The organism is Caldimicrobium thiodismutans, from assembly GCF_001548275.1.
Taxonomy (GTDB): domain Bacteria; phylum Desulfobacterota; class Thermodesulfobacteria; order Thermodesulfobacteriales; family Thermodesulfobacteriaceae; genus Caldimicrobium; species Caldimicrobium thiodismutans.
The window spans coordinates 1,330,987-1,356,382 of record NZ_AP014945.1 but is presented as its reverse complement, the minus strand read 5'-3'; the positions used below and the strand labels follow the sequence as shown (position 1 = coordinate 1,356,382).

General features: G+C 40.6%; 24 protein-coding genes and 2 tRNA genes. 9 read left to right on the top strand and 17 right to left on the bottom strand.

The features are described from left to right. The first annotated feature begins 11 nt into the window (after positions 1-11). Complete coding sequence (gene cybH, locus THC_RS06770) at positions 12-710, top strand: Ni/Fe-hydrogenase, b-type cytochrome subunit (protein ID WP_068515195.1); 699 nt, start codon at positions 12-14, stop codon at positions 708-710. Here the strand turns inward: cybH and hypD are convergent. The 9 genes from hypD to THC_RS06725 form a co-directional block, all read right to left on the bottom strand. Further along, a complete protein-coding gene (hypD, locus tag THC_RS06765) occupies positions 685-1,791 on the bottom strand; it encodes a hydrogenase formation protein HypD (protein ID WP_231938338.1) in 1,107 nt (368 codons plus the stop codon). The two genes, cybH and hypD, sit on opposite strands and share 26 nt — an antisense overlap. Beyond that, positions 1,775-2,005: a HypC/HybG/HupF family hydrogenase formation chaperone gene (locus THC_RS06760; RefSeq protein ID WP_068515191.1), complete on the bottom strand. Its 231-nt coding sequence runs from the start codon at positions 2,003-2,005 to the stop codon at positions 1,775-1,777. The genes hypD and THC_RS06760 overlap by 17 nt, the downstream gene beginning before the upstream one ends. Before the next feature lies 1 nt (position 2,006). Next, positions 2,007-2,603 (bottom strand): CDP-alcohol phosphatidyltransferase family protein, encoded by a 597-nt coding sequence (locus THC_RS06755; protein ID WP_068515189.1) that lies wholly within the window; start codon positions 2,601-2,603, stop codon positions 2,007-2,009. Beyond that, complete coding sequence (locus THC_RS06750; RefSeq protein WP_068516717.1) at positions 2,596-4,125, bottom strand: YifB family Mg chelatase-like AAA ATPase; 1,530 nt, start codon at positions 4,123-4,125, stop codon at positions 2,596-2,598. The genes THC_RS06755 and THC_RS06750 overlap by 8 nt, the downstream gene beginning before the upstream one ends. A gap of 83 nt (positions 4,126-4,208) precedes the next feature. Next, entirely contained in the window at positions 4,209-4,586 is a 378-nt protein-coding gene (atpE, locus tag THC_RS06745; protein ID WP_068516714.1) for an ATP synthase F0 subunit C, read from the bottom strand. Positions 4,587-4,660: 74 nt separating this feature from the next. Next, positions 4,661-5,407, bottom strand: a complete 747-nt coding sequence (gene atpB / locus THC_RS06740) for a F0F1 ATP synthase subunit A (RefSeq protein WP_068515186.1) — start codon at positions 5,405-5,407, stop codon at positions 4,661-4,663. Between the two features lie 12 nt (positions 5,408-5,419). After that, positions 5,420-5,851 (bottom strand): hypothetical protein, encoded by a 432-nt coding sequence (locus tag THC_RS06735; RefSeq protein ID WP_068515184.1) that lies wholly within the window; start codon positions 5,849-5,851, stop codon positions 5,420-5,422. Next, positions 5,820-6,086 (bottom strand): AtpZ/AtpI family protein, encoded by a 267-nt coding sequence (locus tag THC_RS06730; RefSeq protein ID WP_068515174.1) that lies wholly within the window; start codon positions 6,084-6,086, stop codon positions 5,820-5,822. The genes THC_RS06735 and THC_RS06730 overlap by 32 nt, the downstream gene beginning before the upstream one ends. A gap of 86 nt (positions 6,087-6,172) precedes the next feature. Continuing rightward, positions 6,173-10,399: an acyl-CoA dehydratase activase gene (locus THC_RS06725; protein ID WP_068515163.1), complete on the bottom strand. Its 4,227-nt coding sequence runs from the start codon at positions 10,397-10,399 to the stop codon at positions 6,173-6,175. 121 nt (positions 10,400-10,520) lie between these two features. On the opposite strand from THC_RS06725, the gene THC_RS06720 reads away from it, so the two are divergent. From THC_RS06720 to THC_RS06705, 4 genes are all read left to right on the top strand, one after another. Then, positions 10,521-10,928: a bacteriohemerythrin gene (locus THC_RS06720; protein WP_068515160.1), complete on the top strand. Its 408-nt coding sequence runs from the start codon at positions 10,521-10,523 to the stop codon at positions 10,926-10,928. A gap of 49 nt (positions 10,929-10,977) precedes the next feature. Beyond that, positions 10,978-11,053: transfer RNA gene (locus THC_RS06715), tRNA-Phe, on the top strand. Between the two features lie 287 nt (positions 11,054-11,340). After that, positions 11,341-11,631, top strand: coding sequence for a hypothetical protein (locus THC_RS06710; RefSeq protein WP_068515158.1), 291 nt, complete (start codon positions 11,341-11,343; stop codon positions 11,629-11,631). 322 nt (positions 11,632-11,953) lie between these two features. Further along, entirely contained in the window at positions 11,954-12,787 is an 834-nt protein-coding gene (locus tag THC_RS06705; protein WP_068515155.1) for an RNA methyltransferase, read from the top strand. Here the strand turns inward: THC_RS06705 and rlmD are convergent. The 4 genes from rlmD to THC_RS06685 form a co-directional block, all read right to left on the bottom strand. Further along, entirely contained in the window at positions 12,702-14,006 is a 1,305-nt protein-coding gene (rlmD, locus tag THC_RS06700; protein ID WP_068515152.1) for a 23S rRNA (uracil(1939)-C(5))-methyltransferase RlmD, read from the bottom strand. The genes THC_RS06705 and rlmD overlap by 86 nt on opposite strands. Then, positions 13,993-15,576: a methylenetetrahydrofolate reductase C-terminal domain-containing protein gene (locus THC_RS06695; protein WP_068515150.1), complete on the bottom strand. Its 1,584-nt coding sequence runs from the start codon at positions 15,574-15,576 to the stop codon at positions 13,993-13,995. Before THC_RS06695 ends, rlmD begins: the two co-directional genes overlap by 14 nt. Positions 15,577-15,585: 9 nt before the next feature. Next, positions 15,586-16,788 (bottom strand): bifunctional 3,4-dihydroxy-2-butanone-4-phosphate synthase/GTP cyclohydrolase II, encoded by a 1,203-nt coding sequence (locus tag THC_RS06690; RefSeq protein ID WP_068515147.1) that lies wholly within the window; start codon positions 16,786-16,788, stop codon positions 15,586-15,588. A gap of 103 nt (positions 16,789-16,891) precedes the next feature. Further along, the gene (locus THC_RS06685; RefSeq protein WP_167344332.1) at positions 16,892-17,113 is read right to left on the bottom strand and encodes a hypothetical protein; all 222 of its coding nucleotides are present in this window, start codon (positions 17,111-17,113) and stop codon (positions 16,892-16,894) included. 61 nt (positions 17,114-17,174) lie between these two features. Here THC_RS06685 and thiE point away from each other — a divergent pair, with 61 nt between their 5' ends. Further along, entirely contained in the window at positions 17,175-17,825 is a 651-nt protein-coding gene (gene thiE, locus THC_RS06680) for a thiamine phosphate synthase (RefSeq protein ID WP_068515138.1), read from the top strand. Here the strand turns inward: thiE and THC_RS06675 are convergent. The 4 genes from THC_RS06675 to THC_RS09210 all read right to left on the bottom strand — a co-directional run bounded on the left by THC_RS06675 (position 17,822) and on the right by THC_RS09210 (position 19,868). Continuing rightward, entirely contained in the window at positions 17,822-18,430 is a 609-nt protein-coding gene (locus THC_RS06675) for a flavodoxin family protein (protein WP_068515136.1), read from the bottom strand. The two genes, thiE and THC_RS06675, sit on opposite strands and share 4 nt — an antisense overlap. Next, positions 18,430-18,633, bottom strand: a complete 204-nt coding sequence (locus THC_RS06670; RefSeq protein ID WP_068515134.1) for a hypothetical protein — start codon at positions 18,631-18,633, stop codon at positions 18,430-18,432. Before THC_RS06670 ends, THC_RS06675 begins: the two co-directional genes overlap by 1 nt. A 16-nt stretch (positions 18,634-18,649) precedes the next feature. Then, positions 18,650-18,724, bottom strand: a tRNA-Ala gene (locus THC_RS06665). A 154-nt stretch (positions 18,725-18,878) separates the two neighbouring features. Continuing rightward, positions 18,879-19,868, bottom strand: a complete 990-nt coding sequence (locus THC_RS09210) for an Rpn family recombination-promoting nuclease/putative transposase (protein ID WP_231938387.1) — start codon at positions 19,866-19,868, stop codon at positions 18,879-18,881. Between the two features lie 120 nt (positions 19,869-19,988). On the opposite strand from THC_RS09210, the gene rgy reads away from it, so the two are divergent. From rgy to THC_RS06645, 3 genes are all read left to right on the top strand, one after another. Then, positions 19,989-23,483 carry a reverse gyrase gene (rgy, locus tag THC_RS06655; protein ID WP_068515122.1) on the top strand — a complete coding sequence of 1,165 codons (3,495 nt, stop codon included), beginning with the start codon at positions 19,989-19,991 and terminating at the stop codon, positions 23,481-23,483. 166 nt (positions 23,484-23,649) lie between these two features. Next, complete coding sequence (ccsB, locus tag THC_RS06650; RefSeq protein WP_082706355.1) at positions 23,650-24,558, top strand: c-type cytochrome biogenesis protein CcsB; 909 nt, start codon at positions 23,650-23,652, stop codon at positions 24,556-24,558. Positions 24,559-24,584: 26 nt separating this feature from the next. Then, entirely contained in the window at positions 24,585-25,328 is a 744-nt protein-coding gene (locus THC_RS06645) for a CBS domain-containing protein (protein WP_068515121.1), read from the top strand. The last annotated feature ends 68 nt before the right edge of the window (positions 25,329-25,396 follow it).

Sequence of the window (25,396 nt, the reverse complement as noted above, 5' to 3'; positions counted from 1 at the left end):
GGAGGAAATCTATGAAAGTAGAACCAAGACTTTATAAAAGGGTTTTTGTCTGGAGCTGGGCCTTAAGGCTTTTTCATTGGACCTTTGCCTTTTCAACAGCAGCCCTTATTCTGACAGGTCTTTACATCCATAATCCCCCAGTAACAACTACCTGGGCAGAATTCAGGCCCTCCTTCCTTATGGCAACTCTGCGATACTATCACTTCATAGCTGCCTATTTCTTTATGTCTGCTGTTCTCTTAAGAATTTATCTTCTCTTTTTTGGAAATAAATATGAGAGAGCCAAGGATTTTCTACCTGTAAATAGAGAAAATCTTATTTCTTTTTGGCGAAGTTTAAAATTTTATCTCTACATTACCGATGAGCATGAATGGAGAATTGGACATACGGTTTTGGCAGGAGTCATGTATAGCATTATATTCTTTTCAGCTCTTCTTATGACTGTAACAGGTCTCTATCTCCTTTACCCGGATGTGAGTATTATCAAAAAATTAGGAGTTTTCCTCTTTGGTTCTGTTCAGATGGCTCGTTTTCTCCATTATCTCTTTCACTGGATCTTTACCTTCTTTGTCCTTGTGCATATTTATATTGCTATTTGGAACGACTTTAAGGCCCCGGAGGCTATTATTTCTGGAGCCTTTTCAGGATCAAAGTTTTTACCAGTTGATGTGGTAGAAAAAGAAATTAAGAAAGAGACCCCTTATATTTAAAATAGGCAAGACAGGCTCCCTCTGAGGAAACCATACAGGGGCCAATGGGGGTGCCTGGAGTGCAAAGCTTTCCGAAAAGTTTACACTCCTTAGGTTTAGCCTTCCCTTGAAGGATTATCCCACAAAGACAACCCTTGGAGACTTCACTGATATCTGGAATTTCAAATATTCTTTCTCCATCCCAGGCCTCATATTCCTCCTTAAGGGCAAGCCCGCTAAAAGGTATATCTCCAAGGCCTCTCCAGGGAAAGTTTTTCCTTACTTTAAAAACCCTGCCCATTAATTCCTTAGCTTTCTGGTTTCCTTCACAGGTCACAGCCCTTGTATAGGCAATAAAAACCCCATTTTCTCTTTGAAAAATCTTTTCCACAAGCAATTTAAGGGCTAAAAGCATATCTAAAGGTTCAAAACCCGAGATTACCATGGGAAGATTGAATTTTGCTGTCACCCCTTCATAGGCCTTTGCTCCAATAATAGCAGAAACATGTCCTGGCCCAATTATTCCATCTATATAAACCCCATTTTTCTTAAAGATATAATTGAGAATAGCAGGAGTAAGCAGGTGATTGGAAATTACTTTTAAATTTGGAATTTTCTCAGCCTTAGTAATCTCTAAAAGAAAGGCGGTAGCAGGTGTTGTGGTCTCAAAACCAATAGCAAAAAAAACTACAAGCTTAGAAGGGTTAGTCTTAGCAATCTTTAGTGCTTCCATAGCATTAGAAAGCATGCGAATATCTTTTCCCGCAGCTCTTAGAGAAAGGAGAGAAATTCCCTCTGAGTTTGGAATCCTTAAAAGATCTCCATAAGTAGTAAAAATGACATCCTTCTCCTGGGCAACTTTTAAGGCCAACTCAAGTCTATTCAAACTCAAAACACAAACAGGACATCCCGGGCCGTGAAAAAATTCTACCTCAGGACTCAAGGCCACATCAAGCCCATATTTTAAAAGGCTATGCGTATGACCTCCACAAAATTCCATGATCCTTACAGGTTTTTCAACCTCTTTAAGAAGATCTTTTATCTGGCTGAGGAGTTTTTTAACTAAGGTATGCTTCTTTGAGAGCTTAAGGAGAGTCTTCACTGAAGAGATCATGATAATTTTTCAAAGTCTCAAAGGCTAAAGTTTCATCCACCTTTTGTATTGCAAAGCCAACATGCACAAGCACCCAGTCTCCTGGTTTAAGAGGTTCCCCGATAAGAGAAATATAAATCTCCTTGGTTACTCCATCCACAGAGGCTTTGGCTGTAAAAGGCCCGGTTATTTCCAGAATCTGATAGGGATAGGCCAAACACATCTTATTTTATCTCCTTAGAATTTTTATAAACATGCCAGATCCTTTGAAAGGTAGTTAAATGCGTAAAGAAGGCAAGAATAGTCAGACATAAAAAAATGGAGTCCAGAATAAGGGAGATTATAATCAGCGTAAGTCTTTCAAATCTGGTAAGGAGCCCGACCTTGCAAGCTATTCCAACCCCTTCGGCTCTGGCTCGCGTATAACTAACCATTAAAGAACCAGTGATACCAAGAAAGGAAAGCAAAATCCCCGAAACAGAGCCTTTGAGCATAAAATAATAGGTTAGAGCAAGAAAAAGAAATATCTCGCCATATCTATCCATAGTGGAGTCAAGAAAAGCTCCAAAAGCTGTCACCTTCTTAGCAGTTCTGGCCAGTAATCCATCCACCGCATCAAGGGGAGCAAAGATGAGCAAAACAAGGCCTGCCACTAAAAACCTCCCCTGCGCAATGAAAAAGGCACTAATGATAAAACCCAAAAAACAGAGAAGGGTTATCACATTGGGATGCACATTGAGATTCACAAGAACCTTTACTAAGGGTAAAAGTAGGGGCTCTGTTGAAAGCTTTATCCTTTCTGTAAGACTCATTCTACTCATATTTTTTTCTCTCAAGGACTCTATATTGAAGGGCCTCAGATAAATGTTCTTTTCTTATTATTTCACATTCTGAGAGATCTGCAATAGTGCGAGCAACTTTTAAGATTTTATGCACTCCTCTTGCGCTTAGCCCAAGCCTTTCAAGGGCTTTAATCAAAAAATCCTCTGCTCCGGTCTCAAGTCTGCAAAACCGCTTGATTTCCTTGGGTTTTAAATGGGCATTTAATTTAAGTGCAGTTCCATAGCGCTTTTCTTGAATAGCACGGGCCTTCATAACTCGCTCCCGTATCTTTTCAGATGTCTCACCAGATGGATTTTCTTCCCTTAAGATCTCTTTAACCTCAACAGGAGGGACCTCAACATGAAGGTCAATTCTATCCACAATAGGGCCAGAAAGTTTGGAACGGTATTTTTTGATCTCCTGAAAGGTGCACTGACAGGCCCTGGTTGGATGCCCAAGATAACCACATCTGCAGGGATTCATAGCAGCAATCAGCATAAACTTAGCTGGATAGGTAACTGTAAAGGCCGCCCGGGTAATGGTGACTCTTCCATCTTCAAGAGGCTGTCTAAGGGCTTCAAGGACATCTCTTCTAAATTCAGGAAACTCATCTAAAAAAAGAACCCCATTATGAGCAAGACTAACCTCTCCTGGTTTGGGGAAGGTCCCTCCACCAATAAGTCCTGCCTCAGAGATATTAAAATGAGGGTTTCGAAAGGGTCTTTCCTGAATAAAGGGTTTCTCTGAAGTTAAAAGACCTGCCACTGAATAGATCTTGGTTGTCTCTAAGGCCTCTTCATAAGTAAGGGGAGGAAGGATTCCAGGTAATCTACTTGCAAGCATAGTTTTTCCAGCACCTGGCGGCCCAAGAATTAAAAGATTGTGCCCCCCAGCAGCAGAGATCTCAAAGGCTCTTTTGGCTAAGGCCTGACCATGAACCTCGCTAAAATCTCCCATTATCCCTTGAGAAGATCCAAAATCTAAGGGCTCAGGGCTATAAATTGGTTCACTCCCAAATTTAATATAATCAAAGACCTCACGGAGATGCCTAAACCCTCGTATTTTAAAATCCTTTACAAGAAAAGCCTCCCTGAGGTTTTCTACCGGTATCAGAATCTCCCTAAGTTTAAGCTCCTTGGCCTTAAGCACAAAGGGCAATATTCCCCGGACTCCCTTTAAAGTTCCATCTAAGGAAAGCTCACCTACCATGGCAAGCCCGCTTAATCTCTCCTTCTCAATCAACCCATCTCCTGAAAGGATTCCAAAGGCAATAGCCAAATCAAAGCCTGTGCCTTCTTTTTTCAGATCAGCAGGTGAAAGATTAATAATTATCTTTTGCATAGGGAAATCAAAGCCTGAATTTATGAGGGCCGAGCGGATTCTTTCTCTGGATTCTTTGATACTGCTATCAGGAAGCCCCACAATGGTTATCCCGGGAAGCCCTCTTGAAAGATCAACCTCAACCTCAACAGGAATTGCTTCAAGACCATACAAAGAAAAGGAAAGGATCTTACTGAGCATTTTTACTATAAAACAAAAAAGAGGACCCAAGATTTATCCCGGGCCCTCTTGAATAAAAAGAATCTTGAATAAATATCTCTGGTTTAGCCACCAATAAATTGCATAAACTTGGGAAGCACTGGGTTGGCATAAAGTAAAATCAAGGCGATAACCAGAGCGTAAATAACCTGTGTTTCAACAAGAGCAATACCAAGAATCATTGTAACTGTAAGCTTTCCAGCAAGCTCTGGATTTCTGGCAATACCCTCGCAGGCTCCAGCAGTGGCCTGACCGATACCGATACCGCATCCAAGAGCCCCAAGTCCCACACCAATTCCTGCAGCCAAAATAATGGCTGAATAAATACCAAAACCAGTCTGAAGCTTGTCTCCTGCAACCTTAGCAACCTCCTCGGCTAATGCAGGATGAGTCAAAGCAAGGGAAACAAAAAGCATGGCTAAAAGAATCAACCACTTCCTCATTCCACACCTCCTTAAAATTAAAATTTTTTCTATATTTTTATCAGAAGGTCTCAACCCCCCTGATAAATCCTTTATTAGTGATGCTCCTCCACTGCTCCTGCAAAATATACTAAGCTCAAAAGAACAAAAATAAAGGTCTGAATAAATCCTACCGCCACTCCAAGAATCATAACCGGTAGAGGAGCAAAAAATTTCCCTCCAAGCATGGTGAGTATTCCAAGAAGTATTTCCTTAGAGAGAAGGTTTCCAAATAAACGGAAGGAAAGAGAAAGAAGTCTTCCCAGATGACTAAATATCTCGGCAGGAAGCATAAGAGGAATGAGCCAGGGCATAGGTCCAAGGAAATCCTTAAAATAAGCCAATCCCTTGTATTTTAGGCCTAAATAATGATAATAAATAATTGTAATTAAAGTTAATCCCATAGTTACATTGATATTGGCAGTTGGTGACATAAATCCTGGTATAAGCCCTAAAAGATTACTGAAAAGGATATAAAGGGAATAGGTGGTGATCAGGGGAAAGACCGTAGGCATAAGTTTATCAAACTTATCATGAGGAAGATTGCTCTTGGTAAACTCATAAATATTTTCAACCAAAAATTCCCATACATTCTGAAAGGCTCCCGGCAGAAAATCCCTTTTGGATCTGGCAACAAGGGCGAGAATCAAAATAATTCCAATCACAAAATAGCTGTGCACCATATGTGGAGCTAAAAGTTGTGCCAACACTCCATACTTATCTGCCTCTTCATAATAGTGCCACCCGGAAGGGAGGCCAAGCTTTTCAAGAATCAAACAGAGAAATAAAATGGGATGCTCCATCTTTTACCCCCTTTAAAAACTTTCTTTTTTTCTCAACCAAAATCTTATCATTACTACAAAAATCTGAAAATAAATCAAGGTAAATCCCAGAAGTAAAAAAACAGGATGTAGCCCTAACCTTGTTATTAAAAAATAAAAAATTATCCCTATGGCAAGGAGTCGTAAATAAACTTTTATCAGAAAAAGGGTGCGCTCTCTTTGATATGGCCTATCAAGACAACTCATCACATTTTGATAAACCCGGGCCAGCAACTCCCCTCCCTCTTTTTTTAAGGTTAAAAAATTAAGATATGCTAAGGCTGCGCCTAATAAAAAGGACAAAAAAAGCTTTAAATCCTGAAAAACTATGAGCACCCCTAAGGATCCCGTTGCTAAACTAAGAAACATAAAAAGTGAAAGCTCTTTAAAAAAACTATTCCCCTTTTCTCTCGTCTTTTCCAACATCCTTCATGCGCCTTTTACTGTAATATAAAAGATTTTTAATCCCTCCCACAGCCCCAAGGATTATAAAAATAGTTGTAAGCCAGGGAGAAGTTTTTCCCTTTAAAAGCTTCTCCTCTATAAGCCAGCCTGTTATAGCCCCTGCCAATATAGAACCAATTACTGCAACCCCTATGGTTAAACTCTCACCAAGAACGGTGAGCAAAAATTTTAAATTACTTTCTTTCTGTTTTTTCAATGTAAGCTATTTTATGGACTTTTAAGAAATTAATCAAAGTCCATTTTTTAACATAATCTGGCATAAGTGGGTTTAAACTTTTCTTTTTAAAAATTTACAACTCTTTTTTGTAGCTTTTCATCTCTTTTCACCCTGAAATATTCCTTTACCTGTTCAACAAAGGCCTCAAGCCTCATTCTTACTCCCATAGACCTCTGTCCATCACAGGGCACGGTTAAGATGGGAAGTCTCTCTCCGGTCTCCTCGCGCATCCTCTTTAAGATAGCAGACTGCACATTGCCCGGCATACAGGCAAAGGGAATTACATTGATCATACCAGACACCTCTTTTTCCATATACTCAACTGCTTTACCAATGGAGAGCATGACCTCCCCCCCTTCATAGTCTGGATGAACAAATCGCATAGCATATCTTTCAAGGGTCTCAATAGTTGGATCCTTAGCCCTGTCTGTTAACAGATCCTCAACCTGTCTTATAAAGCGCTCTTCCTCTTTAAACTGGAATTGATTCTCAATAATAAACTTAAAGGTAGTTCCAATCATTCCCATTTTCTTTGACCATTTTTTGGAGATATAATTTATAAAATAAATCCACTCACTAACTGGTGGAAGGAGCACTTCAAGACCCATGTCCTCAAGGGTGCGATAAAGATTTTCATTAGCAAATGTGTTATTTCGCACATAGATTTCCCCCACAACGCCAACTACAGGCAGTTCCTCACTTTTTTGAGGAATTCTTGCCATGGCCTCCTTGGCCTCAAGAAGCACAGGAATCAAGTCCCTCCTCTCTTCAATAGCCTTTTCAAGTTCAGACAGGGCCCTTTGATAGACCCTTTCAACATCAGACTTATTTAGGGCGTAGGGCCTAACTTTCCTTAAAAGCTTATCCAAAATATCAACGGCAACCACACCCTTCCAGGCAATCTTTGTAAAGTCCCTTCCAGCTACACCCAGATCGTCATAAAACTCCACATCCTGCTGTGGGGAATAGACAGGAAGATTTGTAATCCCAAGATCTCTTAAAATCTTGCGGTGAAGCCTGTTATATTGACCAAACCTGCAAGGACCAGAGCCATCGGGCATAAAAAAGACGCTCTTTTCCGGATCAAAGTCTGGCCGATTAACAAGTTTTAAGAGATCACCGGTAGTAAGAATGGTGGGATAACATTCCTTGCCAGAGGTCCACTTTCTTCCAAGTTCTAAGGACTCCTCATCTGGTTCAGGCAAGGCCTCAGCCTTTACTCCGCAAGCCCTGAAAGCTGCAGCAAGAGCCCTTGCATGATCACTCATGTGAGGAATATAAATAGTCCTTCCTTCAGAGGGCATGATTTTCTGGCGATTAAAGGTTCTACCAAGAGGATAAATCTTTTTCTTACCCTGCAGGCTATCCACAAAGGCCTCAAGCCTTGTAACTACACCAGCCTCGGCACTATGTTCATCCACCTCTATCTCAATAAAGGGTTTCCCTGCCAGTAATTCCTCAAAAAAGTGGGCTATAAAAGAATCAGGCCCGCAGGAAAAGTTGGTAAAATAAAGGGGAAAAAGATTAGGGGTCTCCCGGATAAACTGAGCCGCAAGCAAAAACCTCTGTCCATATTCCCAATACATTCCCTCAAGAATATCTCTATCTTTAACCTCCTCCAAGGGAAGCATATCTACCGGAAGGCCAAGGAGTCCCAGTTTACGGATCTTGTGATGAATAGCCAGATTTGCCCCTGGATCAAAGGCATTATAAGGTCTTCCCACAATCACAAGAACAGTTTCTCCTGAGAACTCTTGCAAAAGCTCCTTACCTCGCTTTTTAAGCCAATTATGAAATTCCTCTTGAGCAGATTCAGCAAGTCTCCAGGCCCTTTTTGCCCTCTCTTCAGAGACACCCAGCATTTTAGCAAGCCTTTTTATTTCCTCATTCAGCACAAAACCAGGTCTACCAAGGTGAAAGACTGGAGCAATAACTCTTGCCCCCACAGCCTTAAAATTGATACTGGCTGGACTAATCCAGGGAAGACTCTGCACCCAAGGGCAAATCTTTCCCAACTTTGCCTCTTCCACCTCTGGTGGAAGATCAGTAATCTGGGGAAGAAAGATGTTTTTAACCCCTAAGTCTAAAAGGGTCTTAACCTGACCTAAGGCAATTTTAACAGGAAAACATGGTTCAGCCGGGGCAAGTTCACATCCCTTTTTAATGATCTCCTTTGAGGTGGGGGGAGAGAGAAAGACCTGGAAACCAAGCTCTTGAAAAAAAGTCGCAAAAAGGGGAAGCCACTCAAAGAACTGCAGGGCCCTGGGTATACCAATTATATCTTCTGAAGATAAATCCTCTCCCTCTGGAAGGCTTTTTAAATAAGATAAAAGTTTTGCCTCTCTTTCTAAAGTTGGATTGGGGACTCTTTCATCAGGTTTTCGGTGATCAAGTTCATAACGATCGCACCTTCCCCCATAAAAATAAGGCTGGGATTGGTCAATGGTAACCTTGTGAATCTCACACTGATTGGGACAATACCTGCACTCAAAGGTAGAAATAAAATAATTTACCTTTTCAAGGTCAAAGCCTTTAAATCTGCTTTCGCCTCTGGTTTCAGCCTTAGCCAGCAGAGCTACACCAATAGCTCCAGTTACTTCATTATTAGGTGGCACAATAATAGGTCTCCCAAGAACTTTTTCAAAGGCAGAAAGGACACCTTTATTAAAGGCAACCGCTCCCTGAAAGAAGATCTTCTTACCAATTTTTCTCCCCTCCACCACTTTGTTTAGATAATTATAGACAATGGAATAACAAAGGCCTGCAACTAAGTCCTCCTTTGGTAATCCCTTCTGCTGATAATGAAGAAGGTCTGATTGCATAAAGACAGTGCATCTTTCCCCCATTTTTAAAGGGGCTTTACTTTTAAGGGCTATATCCCCAAACTCCTCAATAGGAATACCCAGTTTAACGCCCTGTTCCTGAAGAAAAGAGCCCGTCCCAGCTGCACAGGCCTTATTCATAGTAAAATCTGCAATGGTTCCTTTATCAAGGGAGATATATTTTGAATCCTGTCCTCCTATTTCAAAAATAGTATCCACCTCTGGATCAAGATATAAGGCCCCATAAGCTTGAGCAGTAATCTCATTTCTAACTACATCTGCTCCAATAAAATCTCCTACCAGGTATCTTCCGGAGCCTGTGGTCCCCACCCCTTTGACTTTTATTCTTTCTGGAAGCCTTTTTCTAAGCTCTCTTAAGCCCTTTTTAATACTTTCAAGGGGTTTCCCATTATGAAACATATAGACCTTTGCAAGAAGCTCCCCTTCCTCAGTTAGGGCAACAAGCTTTGTGCTTACAGACCCTACATCCACACCCAGATAAAGACTTACCTCTTCCTCTTGAGAAGCATGGTTTTTAAACTTTTGCTCCACATCCCTTTTTATTTTCTCAGAAAGTTCAAGGGAGACAAAGGGCATTAAAACAGGATGCCTGGGTGGATTATAGGTTCTTTCCTTCAGGTAAGCCCGTAAAATTTCCGCTCCAGCATAGTCTGATTTAGCCTTACCTTCAAGGCCATAAAGACCTGCTCCAATAGCCCCCATAATCTTAAAATGTTGAGGAATTATGAGTTCTTCATCCTTGAGGTGAAAGATCTCTTTTATCGCCCTTCTAACGCCAAAGTTTGCTGCAACTCCGCCTTGAAAGATGAGAGGTGGCAAAATAGGTCGCCCTTTGGCAAGATTACTTTTAAGATTCCTAATAATGGCAAAACAGAGCCCGGCAATGATCTCCTCATCAGGGACAGCGGCTTGTTGAAGGTGAATCATATCTGATTTAGCAAATACAGTGCAGCGTCCTGCAATTCTGGGGATATTTTTAGCAAGAAGAGCCTTCTGGGAAAACTCTTCAATGGAGTATCCAAGACGAGCGGCTTGCTGTTCCAGAAAGGATCCTGTTCCTGCTGCACAGAGGGTATTCAGAGCAAAGTCCTCAATCTCAGGAACCCCCCTTTCATGGGTTATAAAGATAAGCTTTGAGTCTTCTCCTCCTATGTCAATAATGGTCCTGACTTCAGGATGAAAGAAAGTTGCAGCTTTAGCATGGGCCATGACCTCATTAATAAAGGCTACCCCAAGAATTTGAGCTATAGTCTTTCCCGCAGTGCCAGTGCAGGTAATACCTCTAAGTTCTCCTCCAAATCTTTCTTCTATCTCAGAAAGTAGTTTTTCAGCTGTTTCTATGGGCTGGCCATGGGTTCTGATATAATTAGAATAAAGAATCTCTGCTTCCTCGTTTAAAACAGCGGCTTTAGCAGTCCCTGATCCCACATCAAGACCTACATAGAGCATAGCCCCTCCTCAAAAATTTTTAGTTTTATTATCTGACCTTTATTCTAAAATAAAAATTTTATATTGACAAGGACATAATGAATGGTAATTTAAATAAAATAAACTTAACAGGAGGTGGCCCATGGCTTTCATGGAATGGTCAGACAAACTTTTAACAGGTGTAAGGGAGGTTGATGAACAGCACAAAAAATTGGTAGCCCTTATAAATGAGTTATATGATGCCATGAAACAGGGAAAGGGTAAAGAAGTGATTGATAAGGCTCTGGATGAGCTTGTCAAATATGCAGGGTATCACTTTAGCACAGAAGAAACCCTGATGACAAAATATGGTTATCCTGAACTTGCCAGTCATAAACGGGAACATGAAAACTTTAAGGCTAAAATCAAGGATTTTTTGGATAAGAAGGCTAAAGGGGATGTCACCTTATCTGTTGAGGTCATGACCTTTTTGAAAGAGTGGTTGATAAAGCACATCATGGGGACTGATAAGAAATATGGGCCTTTCCTCCAGCAAAAAATGGGCAAATAGATTTGCCCCCTTGACTTTTTTATAAAATAGGTAAATATTTAATCTGGTTGCCTGGGTAGCTCAGTAGGTAGAGCAGCGGACTGAAAATCCGCGTGTCCCTGGTTCGATTCCGGGCCCAGGCACCACCATACCTTCCATTTATATTTTTATCCTCCATCTCCTAACCTTTTCCTATTTCTCAATGTATATTGCTAATGTATATTGCCAACATAAAAACATACCTGATCTGTATTTAGCCCTAATTTGCCGATAGAAACAATCAAAAATCCAAAAGCCTCCTTTTGTATTTAGATTTCTGGATGATATAATATCACCCAGTAGCCATCTGGTCAGAGTTTTTAAGGTCCTTTGGGATAAAGGATGCCATGGAGAGGCATATGCCAGAGCCTGGTTCAAACAGGGGATACAAGGCATGGCATTATATAGAGCCTATATTATTTATGCTTATAGGAGGTGGCAGACACATAGAAGAGTTGAGGGAGATAATAGAGGACTAAGGAAACTCACAGGCATGAAGAAGTATTTTGTATTACCGGAGTCTATGAGGACAAAGACAATTCAGAGCATAAGATGGATTTTCATAGAGGTAGCTGGCAAGGTAGTAAAACATGCCCGGAGGCTGTGTCTGAAGATATATGCAGAGGTAGAGAAGTTTATACTTTATAAAAAGATAAGGCTCAGGCATGCAGAATTATCAGGATAAAAGGGATAAATAACAAAGAACTGAGATTGAGATGGAAGGAATAGGAGGGGGTAGTGTTTTTTAAAACAGGCAAAATTGAGAAGATTAAAGGGGTAGAGGCTGATTAGATGAGATAAAACATTGTAAAAGACTGGTAAAAGAGCATAAAAATTCCCTCAATGGATAACTGAAAGAGCAAAAGAAGAGCAAAGCTGGATAGTATCTAAATTTTAAAATTTCTATCGGCAAATTTGGGAAAAGACCCCCAGACTTGACTTTATCCAGATGATTAATTAAGTTTTAACTTCTACAAAAAGGGGAATAAAATTCGTGAAACCTAATTATGCAAGTAAGACCGGTTGCTAAGCCTAAAAGGGCAAATCTTACAAATATTTCCGTTATTTTAGTTAACCCCCTTTATCCTGAAAACATAGGCTCTGTAGCCAGAGCCTGTGCAAACTTTGGAATTGAAGAGCTCCTCCTTGTAAATCCTGAAGACTTAACCCCTCTTCCTATGTATGCTATGGCTACCAATACAGGTAAGCACATTCTTGATAAAATGCGGATCTTTAAGGATCTTCCCTCTGCCCTTAAAGACTTCAATGTAGTTGTAGGAACCACTGCCAGACTTGGAAAAAGAAGATTGGTTTATCATACACCAAAGGAGATTTCTAAGGAGCTTTGCGAGCTTTCCTTAAATAATCGCATAGCCATTCTTTTTGGAAACGAGCGCTTAGGCCTTAGTAACGAAGACCTCTTTTATTGTGACAAGGTTATCACCATACCCACTACAGAAAAGGCCTCTCTAAATGTCTCCCAAGCGGTAGTTATAATTCTATATGAGATCTTTCAAGATGCTACCTCTGGATTGAAACTTAAAAAACCTGAACTTGCCACCCAGAAAGAAATAAATACCATGTTTAAGCTCATTGAGGCTACCTTAAAAGTCATTGACTATATGCCCCATCAAAATCCTATTCTCTGGCTTACAAACATTAGAAGATTTCTAACCTCAAGGGAACTTACATCCAGGGAAGTTAAAATAATTATGGGATTCTGCAGGCAATTCCTCTGGGCCCTTGGCAAACCTCTTAATTTATCTTTTGAAGAAGGGCAAGAACCTCAAAATGATAAGTCCTTGGAAACATGTCAAAAAGATAGATCTCAGAAAGAGTAAAACCAGCCTTTTCAAGAAGGATTATATCCCTAACAAGGGTGGGGGCGTCACAGGAGAGATAAAGGATTTTGTCCTCAGCCACATCAGGAAGGAGTCTCAAAAGTTCTTTACAGCCTCCTCGGGGCGGGTCAAGGAGCACAAGGTCATATTTCTCCCCGGATTGAACTGCTTCATAAAGGGCTTCCATAGCACTCATCCTTCTCAATTCAAGCCTTCCATCTAAATTGTTTTTCTCCGCAGTAAAAAGTCCATCTTCAATGGCTCTAATATCTGTATCAACTCCTAAGAATGCCTTAGCTGATGGGTTTCCCTTAACCAGGGGTATGAGAAAATTTCCCATACCAGAGTGAAGGTCAAGGATTCGTTCAGTCCCTTGAGTAAGCTCACCAATCTTTTGCATAATCTTTAGATTTATTTCCCAGTTGGTCTGAGTAAATACCCCGGGCTGAATATAATAGATAAGGCCTGAAAGAGAGGCAAAAAGTCTTCTTCCTGCAAAAGGAGCATCTTCAGGAAATGGGCCAACAGGCCGAGCACCTTTCATAAGATAAAAGATGCTTTTAAGGGTTTTTAATTTACAAAGTTGCTCTAACTCCTCTCTACGGGGTGAGAGGGAGGTCCAGAAAAGAAGGGTTGCCTTTCCATCTAAGGGAGAACTCTCAAGCTTTATTCTCTTAATGTAAAAAGCCATATTTATCCAGGGGGACTCTGCATATAGCTCTTTTAGAAGCTCATTCAGGATATCCTCTCCAAGAAGGCACTCTTCAATCTTTAAGACCTCGTGAGTGCCCTTTTTTACAAAACCCATCTTAAGAATATGATTCTCTACATGGAGTCTCAACCTATTTCTATAATGATAGATTTTCTCAGATGGTATAATACCCCTTAAGGGGATCTCCCTCTTATAGCCTTGACGAAAAAAGAGGTCTTTCAGGACTCTTTCCTTGATTCTTAACTCCTCCTCGTAGGTTGCATGTTGAAATTGACAGCCTCCGCATAGTCCGTAATACCTACAAGGAGGATTTATCCTATGAGGGGAGGCCTCAAGGACCTCAAGCACCATTCCCCTTGCGTAGTCCCTGTATTCCTCATAAATACCAACCCTTACAAGTTCCCCCGGAAGGGTATAAGGCACAAAGACAACTTTACCTGAGGAGGATCTACCCAGCCCCTCTCCACCAAAGACCATTTTCTCAATCTTTAAATCAAATTGTTTCATCCTTAGTGTGATCCCTTCTAAGAAAAAAATTAAGCCAGGAGGAACTTTTATAAAGGGCCCAGTCCCTTGGGGGAAGATAAGATTTTATAAATTTTTTAAGTTCCCTTTGGGAGGGAGCTCTTTCCATTGCCCTTACAAAGTGACATTTTTTGACAAAGGGATAGACCTCACAAAAACCAGCTAAACTCCCTCCACAAGGACCATTTAAAAGATACTTAGCACATCCACTCTGGGGACAAGCATAATTGAACTCCCAAAGGGTGCAATCTCCACACTCCTGACAATTAAAAAGAAGTTTCTTAATGAAATATTCAAGGGAGGTAAAATAGCCCTTTAAGCGGGGATATCTGTCTAAGAATTGAGCTACTTTTTGGAGATAGGGATAAAGAAAGTTTCCTCTGTTAAAAAAAAGGCGATGCATAGCCTCATTAAAAAGGTAAAAAAGGCTCTTTTTACCTTCAAATCTTAAATCAAAGCCATTTTTCAGTAAACAGGGTATCTCCCTTTGATAGACCCCTTGAGGAAGTTCAATAAGGGCGGTATTTCCCAGCTCTTCAAAAGAGCCCTCCCACTTAGTCTCATACTTAGAGACCTTTTCAAGAAAGGCCTCTATGAGCTTATAGTCCAGGGGGAAACCACAGAGATGAACCCCTTTATAGCCAAGGCCCTTAAGTATAGCTGTAAGCTCAGCAGAGATCTCCAGAGCCCCTTCCTCAAAGGAAGAGGCTTTCTCCAATCTCCTCAAAAGATCCTCAGTCACAAAAATACCTGGAATTCTCCCCTTTTTTAAGGCCCTTAAAAGCTGAGGAGTAAGATAGAGAACACTTCCAATAAGAGGCACCCTTTCAAAGGTTTTATCCTTTTCAGGCTCATGAAGGCTCTGGTCCTTAAGAAATTGGGAAAAGATTTTTGTAATACCAAGTTCAAGGAGATTTTTCAATTCTAACCATTTTCTTGGATAAAAGCCTACCTGAGTTATAATGAAATAAGCTCCAGCCTGAAGTTTTTTATAAAGTTTTAGATATTGCCACCAGAGTTCTGAGAGAGTTAGCTTAAAGGGATTAACAACTGCCCCTTTAAAAAAGGGGATACCAGGGAGTCTGACCCCTCCCCCTGGAGCCCCTCTGGGAAGCTCTATCCCACTCTCCATATCAGTTATCATCTTTAAGAGTAAAACAGAGTCCAGATCAAAAACCGGTTTAGCTCGGCCTAAGTATCCGTAAAAGGGATAATCACCAGTGAGGACAAGCAGGTTGTGGAGACCTTCCCTATCCAAGGCCAAAAGCTCACTTTCAAGCTGATTTCGGTTCTTATCCTTGCAAGAAAAATGAATGATAGGTTCAAGGCCAAATTCTTTAATTGTCCTTCCTAAAGGGATAGGAGATAAGGCTGGATGCCCTCCTGCATTATCGGTAATTGAAAAGGCCTGAAAGATCTTAAGATTCGTGCTCTCCTCAAGAAATCTTAAGATTTCTTGATAATGTCTTGTGCGAACACTTCTGCCTGGCACAAGTTCAAAGGTAAAGAGAAAATCTCTTTCCTTAAGAAGGCTCTTAAAGGAGTGTGGCATAAAAAGGGATTACCTTAAACAGGAAAGGAGGTGTCCCAGCTTTTCCTTCTTTGTGCGCAAATAATTCCAGTTTTCTCTAACCGGGGTAACCTCAATGGGAACTCTTTCAACTACCTGCATTCCATATCCCTCAAGGCCAACAATCTTACGGGGATTGTTGGTCATGAGTCTAATTTTCTTAACACCCAGATCTCTTAGGATCTGAGCTCCAATCCCATAGTCTCTGAGATCTGGTTTAAAACCAAGGGCAAGATTGGCCTCAACTGTATCTAAGCCCTGATCTTGAAGATTATAGGCCTTAAGTTTATTCAAAAGTCCAATTCCACGGCCTTCCTGCCTCAGATAGAGCAGAACTCCTCTTCCCTCTTTGGCAATATACTCCATAGCTTTTTTTAATTGTGGGCCACAATCACATCTGAGGGAACCAAAGACATCCCCTGTGAGGCACTCAGAATGAACCCTTACTAACACAGGCTCATCTGTGATTTCCCCCAGAACCAAAGCCACATGGGTTGCGGAATCTACAAGATTGCTATAGGCAATAAGTTTGAAAGTGCCATAGGGTGTAGGTAGAATAGTTTCAACCTCTCGCTTAACCATGGTCTCCTTTCTCAACCGGTAGGCAATAAGATCCCTAATGGTTGTGATTTTAAGCCCCCAGGTCTCGGCAAATTTTTCAAGATCTGGAAGTCTGGCCATAGTTCCGTCATCCTTCATGATTTCACAGATAACCCCTGCTGGTTTCATTCCACAAATTCTGGCAAGATCTACCGCTGCCTCAGTATGCCCGGCCCTAACCAAAACCCCTCCTTTTCTGGCAATAATAGGAAAGATATGACCTGGAGTTACAAAATCTTCGGGTTTGCTTCTTTCATCTATGACAAGTTTAATGGTATGGGCCCTATCAAAGGCAGAAATACCAGTAGTAATACCCTCCCGGGCATCAATAGAGACAGTAAAGGCTGTTCCATAGGGGTCTATCCCTCTTCTGGGTTGAAGCTGGAGCTGAAGGCGTTCAGCAATCTCTGGTGCAATGGCAAGACAAATAAGTCCTCTTCCATACATAGCCATAAAGTTAATGGCTTCTGGAGTTACCTTCTCCGCTGGTAAGACAAGGTCTCCTTCATTTTCCCGATCCTCATCATCTACCACAATTATCATTTTTCCTGCTTTTAAATCCTCCAGAGCTGCCTCAACAGTAGAAATAGGCATCCCATGTCCTCCATTAAATTTTTTTAATAATTATTAATCCTTCTCTCAAAAATTCCAAGGGTTTGTATGCGTTCAGGTCTTTTGAGACTTAAATAGTTGGGGTTTAAAATTTTAAACCCCTTGAATTTTTTTGTGGGTCTCTTGTAGCACAGACATTCTTGTCTGTGTTACTTTCATACATTGGAGTGTAATTAACTTTTACAGGCAAGATTGCCTGTGTTACTTTCAGACTTGTAAAGCCTCCCTTGTATAGATATCTAATTCCCCTTTTACTACCCTTCCTTTTTTCTTGTAATGATCTGAACTTATGCAGCGGTTTGTCCATAAAGAATAACTTTAGAAAAAAGCTCTTTTCTTTTTTGGGAATAAGGTTTAAGATTAGTCCCATGGAAAGGGAAAAAACAAAACTATTTGGCCTTTATGTAATTACTGATGAAAAACTCACCCCCTATGAGGGAGAAAAAATTTTTAAGTGTGTTGAGTCTGCATTGAAAGGTGGAGCAAAGGTAGTTCAGCTTAGAGATAAAACTCATACTGATGAGGAGCTCTTGGAGGTTGCTCTTCAATTAAAGAAACTCTGTCATCAATACCAAGCCCTTTTTATAGTCAATGATAGAGTTAAACTTGCTAAAGGGGTAGAAGCTGATGGGGTTCACTTAGGTATAGAAGATGAAGCCCTTGAAAGAGTTAAGGTAGCTCTTCCTGATAAAATTATAGGGGTCTCCTGTTACGGTGATCTGGAGAGAGCTAAAAGAGCTGAAGCCCTTGGAGCAAGTTATGTAGCCTTTGGAAGTTTTTTCCCCTCTCCCACTAAGCCAGCATCAGCGCTTGTTTCAAAGGAAATCCTTCTTCAGGCCAAAAAAGAGCTTAAAATTCCGGTGTGTGCCATTGGAGGAATAACCCTTGAGCAAGCCGAAGAGCTGATAAAACTTGGAGCTGATCTTTTAGCTGTAATAAGTGATATCTGGCTTGCCAGAGATATTGAAGATAGAGCAAGGGGTTATACTGAGCTTTTCAGAAAGTATAGAAAAATTTAGGGTGTAGGGTTCCTATCAAGAGACCATTTATCTTCAGGTAAGAGAATTAACTCTTTTCCAAGCTCTCTTGCCTTATCAAGGATCTCTGGATATTTAAGGATCTCGCCCTTTTTATCTATCTCTCTAAAAAAAAGCCCTCCCACATAGGCGCCCCAGCCTGCATCCATCACATATTTAAAGGTGCGGATAACGCCTTCAAAGATCTTTTTCCCCTTTGTAGCACCAAGAGAAAGGAGTATTCCACGGGGATTCTTTCCCTGAGGATGAGGAAGGCCCAATCTGTATTTCCTGGCCCAAAAGGCCTGAAATCTCTCAAAAAAGGCCTGAACCATAGAGGTGTGAGAATAAAAAAAGATAGGAGTTGCTACAACAAGCAAATCTGCTTCCAGGTACTTTTGATAAAGAAACTGCATATCATCTTGCAAAATACATTCACCTAAATGATCACACTCACCACACTCTATACAGGGTGAAAATTTAAGCTCATAAAGATTTATTCTTTCAAATTCTCCCTGCGAGGCCTTAACGCCTTCCAGTAAAAAGGTTAAAAGATGATCTGTATTTCCACCAAGTCTTGGACTTCCATGAATAGCTAAAATTTTCATTACTTAAGGACTGTTTTCTTAATAACTGAATGGACGAGGGTAAAAACCTCTTCAAAGGTTGCTGGAGAGCATCTTCCCATTTCAATAAATTTAATGACAATTTCCTTGGTTGTGCGAAGGACCGTTTCTTCTAAAGGGGATAGATTAGCCTGAGGGTTTGAAGAAAACTTTTTTTCTATGGGGATTACTTTATCCTGAGACATATATTAGTTCCTTAAATGGTGGAGCCGGAGGGACTTGAACCCTCGACCTCGTGAATGCCATTCACGCGCTCTCCCTCTGAGCTACGGCCCCAAAAGATTATATAAAAAATAACCCCCCTTTTATATTTTGTCAATAGCCTGTATGCGTCCATATCTTTTGAAACTCAAATCTATCTCTTTTGGTAGATCAGTGCCACCGATTTTTGCAGATAAAGTTAGATAGGTTAAAAAAATTTATAAAATTATCAATTTTCAAAGAGTTTAAAGATATCTTCGGAACCCTTGGCAAGAATTATTTCTCTATGCCACGCTTTAAGAACTCCTCTATCCTCTTCCCTTACCACCCTCTCCCTCACTTCCTCAGGCACATACCCAAGCTTCACCTCTATGGCCTCAAGCACAAGCTCCCTTGCCTCCTCAATTAACCCCTGATATTTCCCCTGCTCAATTCCCTGCTTATAAAACTTCTCTCCCACTCTATCCCAAAAGCTCTTTAACTCCATCTTTACCCCCTCTTCTCCACACCTATCTAATATATTAAACCAGATTACCTCCCCGTCAACCCTAAACTTTATTTCAGATATCGTAATTAAAAACCCTATCTCCCACCTCCCCTTCTCCCCTATCGCAATTAACCTATTTACCGCTCTTACCACCATATCTATCATCTCTTCAAAATTACCTGCTTCCACCTTCATTAAATAAAGATAACACCCAAGCCCTGCTAAAATATCAAATACCTCCAGTATCTTCTCATCCTCTACCCTCTTTAAATCTACCACATGAACCTTAAAAAGTTCTCCCTTTAACCCCTCTGGCACTGAAAATATCTCCTCTATCCTTTCAGGATACACCCAGGGCTTATCCCCTTCATAAAACACAAGAGGTAAAACAGGCACATACCCCTTCCCCTCCTTGAGAGACCTCTCATTTAATGCGGTTATGTAATTTAAAATCTGAAGATAAATCCTTTTATCAGGTGCACTTTTGTGCTCAATAAGGATATAGAGATGGGCTTTGGTTGAAGGTTTCCCTTCACTAAGAAGATTAACCTCAGCAACAAGGTCCGGGATTTCTCGCTTTTTTCTTGAAAGAGAAACTTGTTCTTCAGGGATGATTTTAAGGGAGTCAAGGTCAAGATGAGTTTTAATGTGATCAGGGAGGAAGGTTAAGAGGAAGCCTTTTAAGTTTTCAGGGTCTTTGAGGAAGGCCTTGGCAAAAAGGTCATAGGGAATGGGAGGTTTCTTGTAAGGATATGAACTTATAGATTTCCCTGTAAAAATAAGGAGTTAATCCCCTTGGAAAAAAGAAAAAATCCTCTAAGATAAAGGGGCAACATCAAAATAGGAGGGGAGATGCTTTTTTATATAGCTCATGGGTGTCCTAATTGTGGGGGGCGTATCTCTGATGAAAGGCTTTCTCTGGGGCTCCCTTGCGAAAAATGTCTATCTGAAAAGACCTTTTTAAAAGGGGATCTTACCCTTGAAGAAGCAATCCAGGCCTTAGAAAAAAATAAAAAGCTTAGAGATTTAAAACTCTTTGGAAGAGTTGAAAAGGAGGTTTATCAATTTCACCGAGTCTTTCAGGAGATTTTTGGAATAGCCCCCTCCTCTCTTCAACTAAGCTGGGCCAAAAGGTTTTTCCTTGGTGAATCCTTTGCCATTGTTGCTCCTACTGGAACAGGTAAAACCACCTTTGGACTTTTAGCCTGTCTCTTGCATAGAGAAAAATCCTTAATCCTTGTCCCAACCAAAGTCCTTGTTAATCATCTTTATGAAAGACTTCAGGATTTACAGGAAAAGACCTCTTTTGAAGAGATAAAAACTCGCCGGATCCTTTCCTATACTGGTTCAAATCAGGAAAAAAGACTCCTTGAAGAAAAGAGCTTTGACATTTTTATTTGCACCCAGGCCTTTTTCCATAAAAACTATGAACTTCTCAAAATGGCAGATTTTTCTCTTATTTTTGTTGATGATGTGGATTCCTTTTTAAAAAGTGGGAAAAATGTGGATCACCTCTTTCACATGCTTGGTTTTTCTCAGAGAGAAATTGAGCTGGCTCTAAAAAGGGAAAAAGAAGAGGAGGACTATGCAAAGCTATGGAAAATTAAAGAAAAACACTCTAAAAAATTAAAGAGATTAATTGTATCCTCTGCAACTTTAAAACCCAGAACCAGCAGGACAATTCTTTTCCAAAACCTTCTTGGTTTTGAAGTTACCCGTTTTGTCTCTACCTTAAGGAGAGTTGAAGACCTCTATTTAGAGGCAGAAGAGTCTAACCTTGAGACCCTTTTAGAAAGGGCCTATACTATAATCCAAAAAATAGGCTCAGGGGGGCTTCTTTTTGTAGAAGAAAACGCAGGCAGAGAAGGGGTCGAAAAGGCAACTCAGTATCTCAAAGAGAAAGGTCTAAAGGTTGTCTCTTATCTGGAAGAAAAGGAAGCAGATCTTTTGGAACTTCTAAAAGAAAAGGAGATTGATCTTGCTGTTGGCCTTGCCCATCTTGGCAATCCCCTTTTAAGAGGTCTTGATTTGCCCTTTGCCCTCCATTATGTCCTTTTTTTAGGAGTCCCTAAGCATTTTTTTCCTCTGGGTAAAAAGGGTGAAACCTTAGAACTACCTCTTTCCACCCAATTTCTCCACAACTTACTTTTGAACTTACTGCCCCTTTTCGAAGAAGAGGAGAGATTCAAAGCCCTCTCTTACATTAACTATCTCAAAAGATATTTAACCCTTAAGGAAGAAAGCCTGCTCCAATATGAGGGGCTTGTTAAAAGGGTGAGCGAAATTAAGGATTTTATTCAAGAACGACTCCTCAATGAGGACTTCATGGAAAGGCTTAAAAGGTCAGATGAGGTCTTTTTAGATGTTAAGGAAGATGGTAAGTATTATGTAGTTGTAGGTAATGCTCAGGTCTATTTACAGGGTTCAGGAAGGGTCTCAAGACTTACCGCCAGAGGACTTCTCCCCGGGATTTCCTTAATGCTTGTTGATCACCCCAAGGCCTTCTTAAGCCTTAAAAAGAGACTTCGTTTCTATCTTGGAGAGGAACCAGCTTTTCAAAAGGTTACCCTTGATGGGGTTTTAGAGATCAATCAAAGGATACTTAAAGAGCGAAGCTCTCTTCAAGAGAGTCAGCTTGATTTTAAGAACTATCTCATTATTGTAGAATCTCCTCACAAGGCTAAAACTATAGCCAGTTTCTTTGGAAAACCTGCCCGAAGGAGACTTAAAAATCTCTGGGTCTATGAAATTCCCATGGAAGGCACCCTCCTTTCCGTCTGTGCCTCCTTAGGGCATCTCTTTAATCTTTCACGCAAAGAGGGGATCTTTGGAGTCCTCCCTCAAAAGGGACACTATTATCCCCTATTTGATACTATAAAGCTTGGGAAAAAATCAGGAAATGAGATTGTGGATGAAGAAACTGAAGAAGAGGATGAACTTTATGATAAAGGGGAGATTATAAAACATTTACGCACTTTAGCCTATTGTGCCACTGAAACCTTTATTGCCTCAGATCCAGATTCAGAGGGAGAAAAGATTGCCTATGACCTGTATATAAATCTAAGACCCTTTCAGAAAAAAATAAAGAGGATTGAGTTTCACGAAGTTACCCCCCGGGCTTTTAAAAAAGCCCTGAGTGAAGCAGGTTCCTTTAATCTTTCCAGAGTGAAGGCTCAACTTGCCAGAAGAATTGCAGATAGATGGGTAGGCTTTTCACTTTCTCGAGAACTCTGGTCTGCCTTTAAGAAGAGAAATCTATCTGCTGGAAGGGTGCAGACCCCTGTGCTTGGGTGGGTAATTAAACGGGCTGAAGAGGCTAAAGCCCATAAGTATCGTTTGACCTTTACTCTTAGCGGGCTTTCCTTTGCCCTTGACTTTGAAGATAAGGAGCTTGCAGAAAGGGTCTTAAGGGAACTGCCCTCTCTTAAAAAAGAAGAGATCTCTCGTATAGAAGAAGTTATTAATCCTCCACCCCCTTACACTACAGACACTATCCTTGAAGAGGCTTATTATTATTTTCGCTTTTCATCCCCCCAGTGTATGAACCTTCTTCAAGAACTCTTTGAACTCGGGCTTATAACTTATCATCGCACTGACTCAACGCGAGTTTCAGAGACAGGGCGCTATCAGGTAGCTAAACCTTATATAGAGCAAAATCTGGGAGAAGGCTTTTTTTATCCCCGGGAGTGGTCAACAACAGGGGCGCATGAAGCCATTCGGCCAACTTATCCCTGGGATGTGAAAGAATTAAAGTTAAGAGTAGCCCATGGGTTACTTACTTTTCAAAAACCTAAGGACTCTTTTCGGCTCTATGACCTCATCTTTCGGAGATTTATGGCCTCCCAGTGTAAACCTCTCCGACTGCAAAAGGGAATCTTTAGATTTTCTGTGCCAAGCTTTAGCTGGGAAGAGGCTTTAGGTCTTCAAATTCTTGAAAGCGGATTTGACCTTCTTTGGATGAAACCCCAGCTCTTCAATCCTCAAGATGAAAGCCTCCCGGAGAACCCAGAACTTAGATCTGTCCCCAAGGTCTTTCTTTTCAATCAGGGAAGCCTAATTCAAGAAATGAAAAAAAGAGGCCTTGGAAGACCCTCAACATACGCGGAAATTGTATCTACTCTTTTACAACGCTACTATATATACGAGCTCAAAAATGGAGGCCTTGTGCCAACCCCGCTGGGAAAAAAAGTTTACTCCTATTTAGCTAAAAGATTTCTGGAATACATTTCTGAAGATTTCACTCGGGAGTTAGAAGAATTTATGGATGCTGTTGAACGGGGCGAAAAGGAATGGGAAGAAATTTGCCTGAAATTAAAACCCTTGATAGAATTAAACTCATCCTTTTAAGAGTGTGGGGGCATAGGTTCATAATTTTATAAGTTTTTATAAGAAAAAAAAGAGGGTGGAAAAAATCCTCATTAGGTCTCAGAAGATATGGATGCAAACAGGAGTTGCTATTTTTAAAAATTAGTTTTATATTGTATTTGATCAAATTAGAAAAAGGGGGTCTTTTATGTCCCTTAAAATTCCAAGCCTTGGAATAATCCTTGCCCTTTTGCTTTATGGATTTCTTGCCTTTAATGAAAGGACTCTTGTTCCAGACAATGCCTTAGTCTTTAGCATTGTGACTTTCATCTATCTCTTAGCTGGCATAATATATCTGATACACTGGATTTTTAACTGGGAAAAGGGGGCCTTTTTGGGTTCTATAATAGGTTGGGCTGGTTTTGTGGCCAATCTTTATGCCTTTGTCTTCAGGTGGATTCAAACCCATCAAACAGGTTTTGGTTATGTGCCTCTTTCTAATTTATACGAATCCTTAGTCTTTTTTGGTCTCTCTGTAGCTGGTATTTATCTTTTCTGGGAGCTTAAACTTTCTAAAAAGGTCTTTGGAAGTCTTGTCTTCATCTTAGCTGCTCTTATTATGGCCTTTGCAAGCTTTGTTACAGACTCATCTATAAAACCTCTTATACCTGCTCTTAAAAGCAACTGGCTGATTGCTCATGTGATTACCTGTTTTCTCGGGTATGCTGCCTTTGGAATTGCCTTTGTTGTTGGTATCTTTTATCTTCTTAGTGGCTCCAACACCTTTCAGAAACACTTACCTGAAAAGGCAGTTCTGGATAATTTTATGTATAAGACCATCCTTTTTGGTTTCTTCTGGCTAACCCTTGGTATTATTACAGGAGCTATCTGGGCTGATCAGGCCTGGGGAAATTACTGGAGCTGGGATCCCAAGGAAACTTGGTCCCTCATTACCTGGTTTATTTATGCCGGGGCTATTCATGCCCGTTTAATTAGAGGCTGGCAGGGCAAAAAGATTGCCTGGCTTAGTATTCTTGGTTTTATAGCAGTCCTTTTCACTTACTTTGGTGTAAACTTTCTTTTATCCGGTTTACATAGTTACGGCGGATTAAGTTAAAATAAGCTTTTCCAAAGGAGGTTCAGATGTTAGTTAAAGACTGGATGTCAGAGCATGTAATAACCCTTGATGAAAATACCTCCATCATGAAAGCAGTCCAGGTTTTAAAAGAGCACAAAATCAGAAGAATCCCTGTTACCCGTGATGGCAAACTTTCAGGAATTATAACTGACCGGGATATTAAAGAAGTAACCCCCTCTAAAATCACTACCTTTGAAGTTCACGAACTCTATTATCTTCTCTCAGAGCTTAAGCTAAAAGACATCATGACTAAGGACCCTCTGACAGTTTATCCTGATGACACCGTTGAGTATGCAGCCGTTCTTATGCTTGAAAATAAAATCTCTGGCCTTCCGGTTATTAATAGAGAAGGCTATGTGGTTGGTATTATCACCCAAACAGACATCTTTAAACTCTTTGTTAACATAACAGGAATATATTATAGCCCCTATCAGATAAGTCTTATTATCAATCATCCCCACGAGCTCCTTGAACTTTTCACCATTATTAAAGACTTCAAGGTGTCTTTATATAGCCTTCTTACTTGGAAAGAGGAAATGGCCTTCCCTCTTGAAGATGACCAGAAAAAACTTCAGTCCGAACACAAAAGAATGGTCTTTATTCGCTTAGAGGAATTACCCAAGGAAAAATCTGAGGAGCTTCTCAATCAGCTTAAGAAGAAATTTAAGGTCTTTTATGCCATTAAAGAGGATATCACGAAACTTCCTCGCAAAGAAGTAAAGGAAAGAGAAGAAAGTTTTATTTTATAGCCCCCTGCATAAGTTCAGATTTTTACAAGAAAAAGGAAGAGTGGTAAAAGGTGAAAGGTGAAGGAGGA

Excerpts from the sequence above, each read along its gene's own strand:
- THC_RS06710 (WP_068515158.1), top strand. The coding sequence starts at position 11,341 with ATGGCATTATATAGAGCCTATATTATTTATGCTTATAGGAGGTGGCAG.
- THC_RS06690 (WP_068515147.1), bottom strand. The coding sequence starts at position 16,788 with ATGCCTATTTCTACTGTTGAGGCAGCTCTGGAGGATTTAAAAGCAGGA.
- THC_RS06695 (WP_068515150.1), bottom strand. The coding sequence starts at position 15,576 with ATGCCACACTCCTTTAAGAGCCTTCTTAAGGAAAGAGATTTTCTCTTT.
- THC_RS06735 (WP_068515184.1), bottom strand. The coding sequence starts at position 5,851 with ATGTTGGAAAAGACGAGAGAAAAGGGGAATAGTTTTTTTAAAGAGCTT.
- rlmD (WP_068515152.1), bottom strand. The coding sequence starts at position 14,006 with ATGAAACAATTTGATTTAAAGATTGAGAAAATGGTCTTTGGTGGAGAG.
- THC_RS06720 (WP_068515160.1), top strand. The coding sequence starts at position 10,521 with ATGGCTTTCATGGAATGGTCAGACAAACTTTTAACAGGTGTAAGGGAG.
- atpB (WP_068515186.1), bottom strand. The coding sequence starts at position 5,407 with ATGGAGCATCCCATTTTATTTCTCTGTTTGATTCTTGAAAAGCTTGGC.
- thiE (WP_068515138.1), top strand. The coding sequence starts at position 17,175 with ATGGAAAGGGAAAAAACAAAACTATTTGGCCTTTATGTAATTACTGAT.
- THC_RS06670 (WP_068515134.1), bottom strand. The coding sequence starts at position 18,633 with ATGTCTCAGGATAAAGTAATCCCCATAGAAAAAAAGTTTTCTTCAAAC.
- THC_RS06675 (WP_068515136.1), bottom strand. The coding sequence starts at position 18,430 with ATGAAAATTTTAGCTATTCATGGAAGTCCAAGACTTGGTGGAAATACA.
- THC_RS06685 (WP_167344332.1), bottom strand. The coding sequence starts at position 17,113 with ATGGACAAACCGCTGCATAAGTTCAGATCATTACAAGAAAAAAGGAAG.
- THC_RS06750 (WP_068516717.1), bottom strand. The coding sequence starts at position 4,125 with ATGCTCAGTAAGATCCTTTCCTTTTCTTTGTATGGTCTTGAAGCAATT.
- atpE (WP_068516714.1), bottom strand. The coding sequence starts at position 4,586 with ATGAGGAAGTGGTTGATTCTTTTAGCCATGCTTTTTGTTTCCCTTGCT.
- THC_RS06725 (WP_068515163.1), bottom strand. The coding sequence starts at position 10,399 with ATGCTCTATGTAGGTCTTGATGTGGGATCAGGGACTGCTAAAGCCGCT.
- THC_RS06755 (WP_068515189.1), bottom strand. The coding sequence starts at position 2,603 with ATGAGTAGAATGAGTCTTACAGAAAGGATAAAGCTTTCAACAGAGCCC.
- rgy (WP_068515122.1), top strand. The coding sequence starts at position 19,989 with ATGCTTTTTTATATAGCTCATGGGTGTCCTAATTGTGGGGGGCGTATC.
- THC_RS06760 (WP_068515191.1), bottom strand. The coding sequence starts at position 2,005 with ATGTGTTTGGCCTATCCCTATCAGATTCTGGAAATAACCGGGCCTTTT.
- THC_RS06705 (WP_068515155.1), top strand. The coding sequence starts at position 11,954 with ATGCAAGTAAGACCGGTTGCTAAGCCTAAAAGGGCAAATCTTACAAAT.
- cybH (WP_068515195.1), top strand. The coding sequence starts at position 12 with ATGAAAGTAGAACCAAGACTTTATAAAAGGGTTTTTGTCTGGAGCTGG.
- THC_RS06645 (WP_068515121.1), top strand. The coding sequence starts at position 24,585 with ATGTTAGTTAAAGACTGGATGTCAGAGCATGTAATAACCCTTGATGAA.
- ccsB (WP_082706355.1), top strand. The coding sequence starts at position 23,650 with ATGTCCCTTAAAATTCCAAGCCTTGGAATAATCCTTGCCCTTTTGCTT.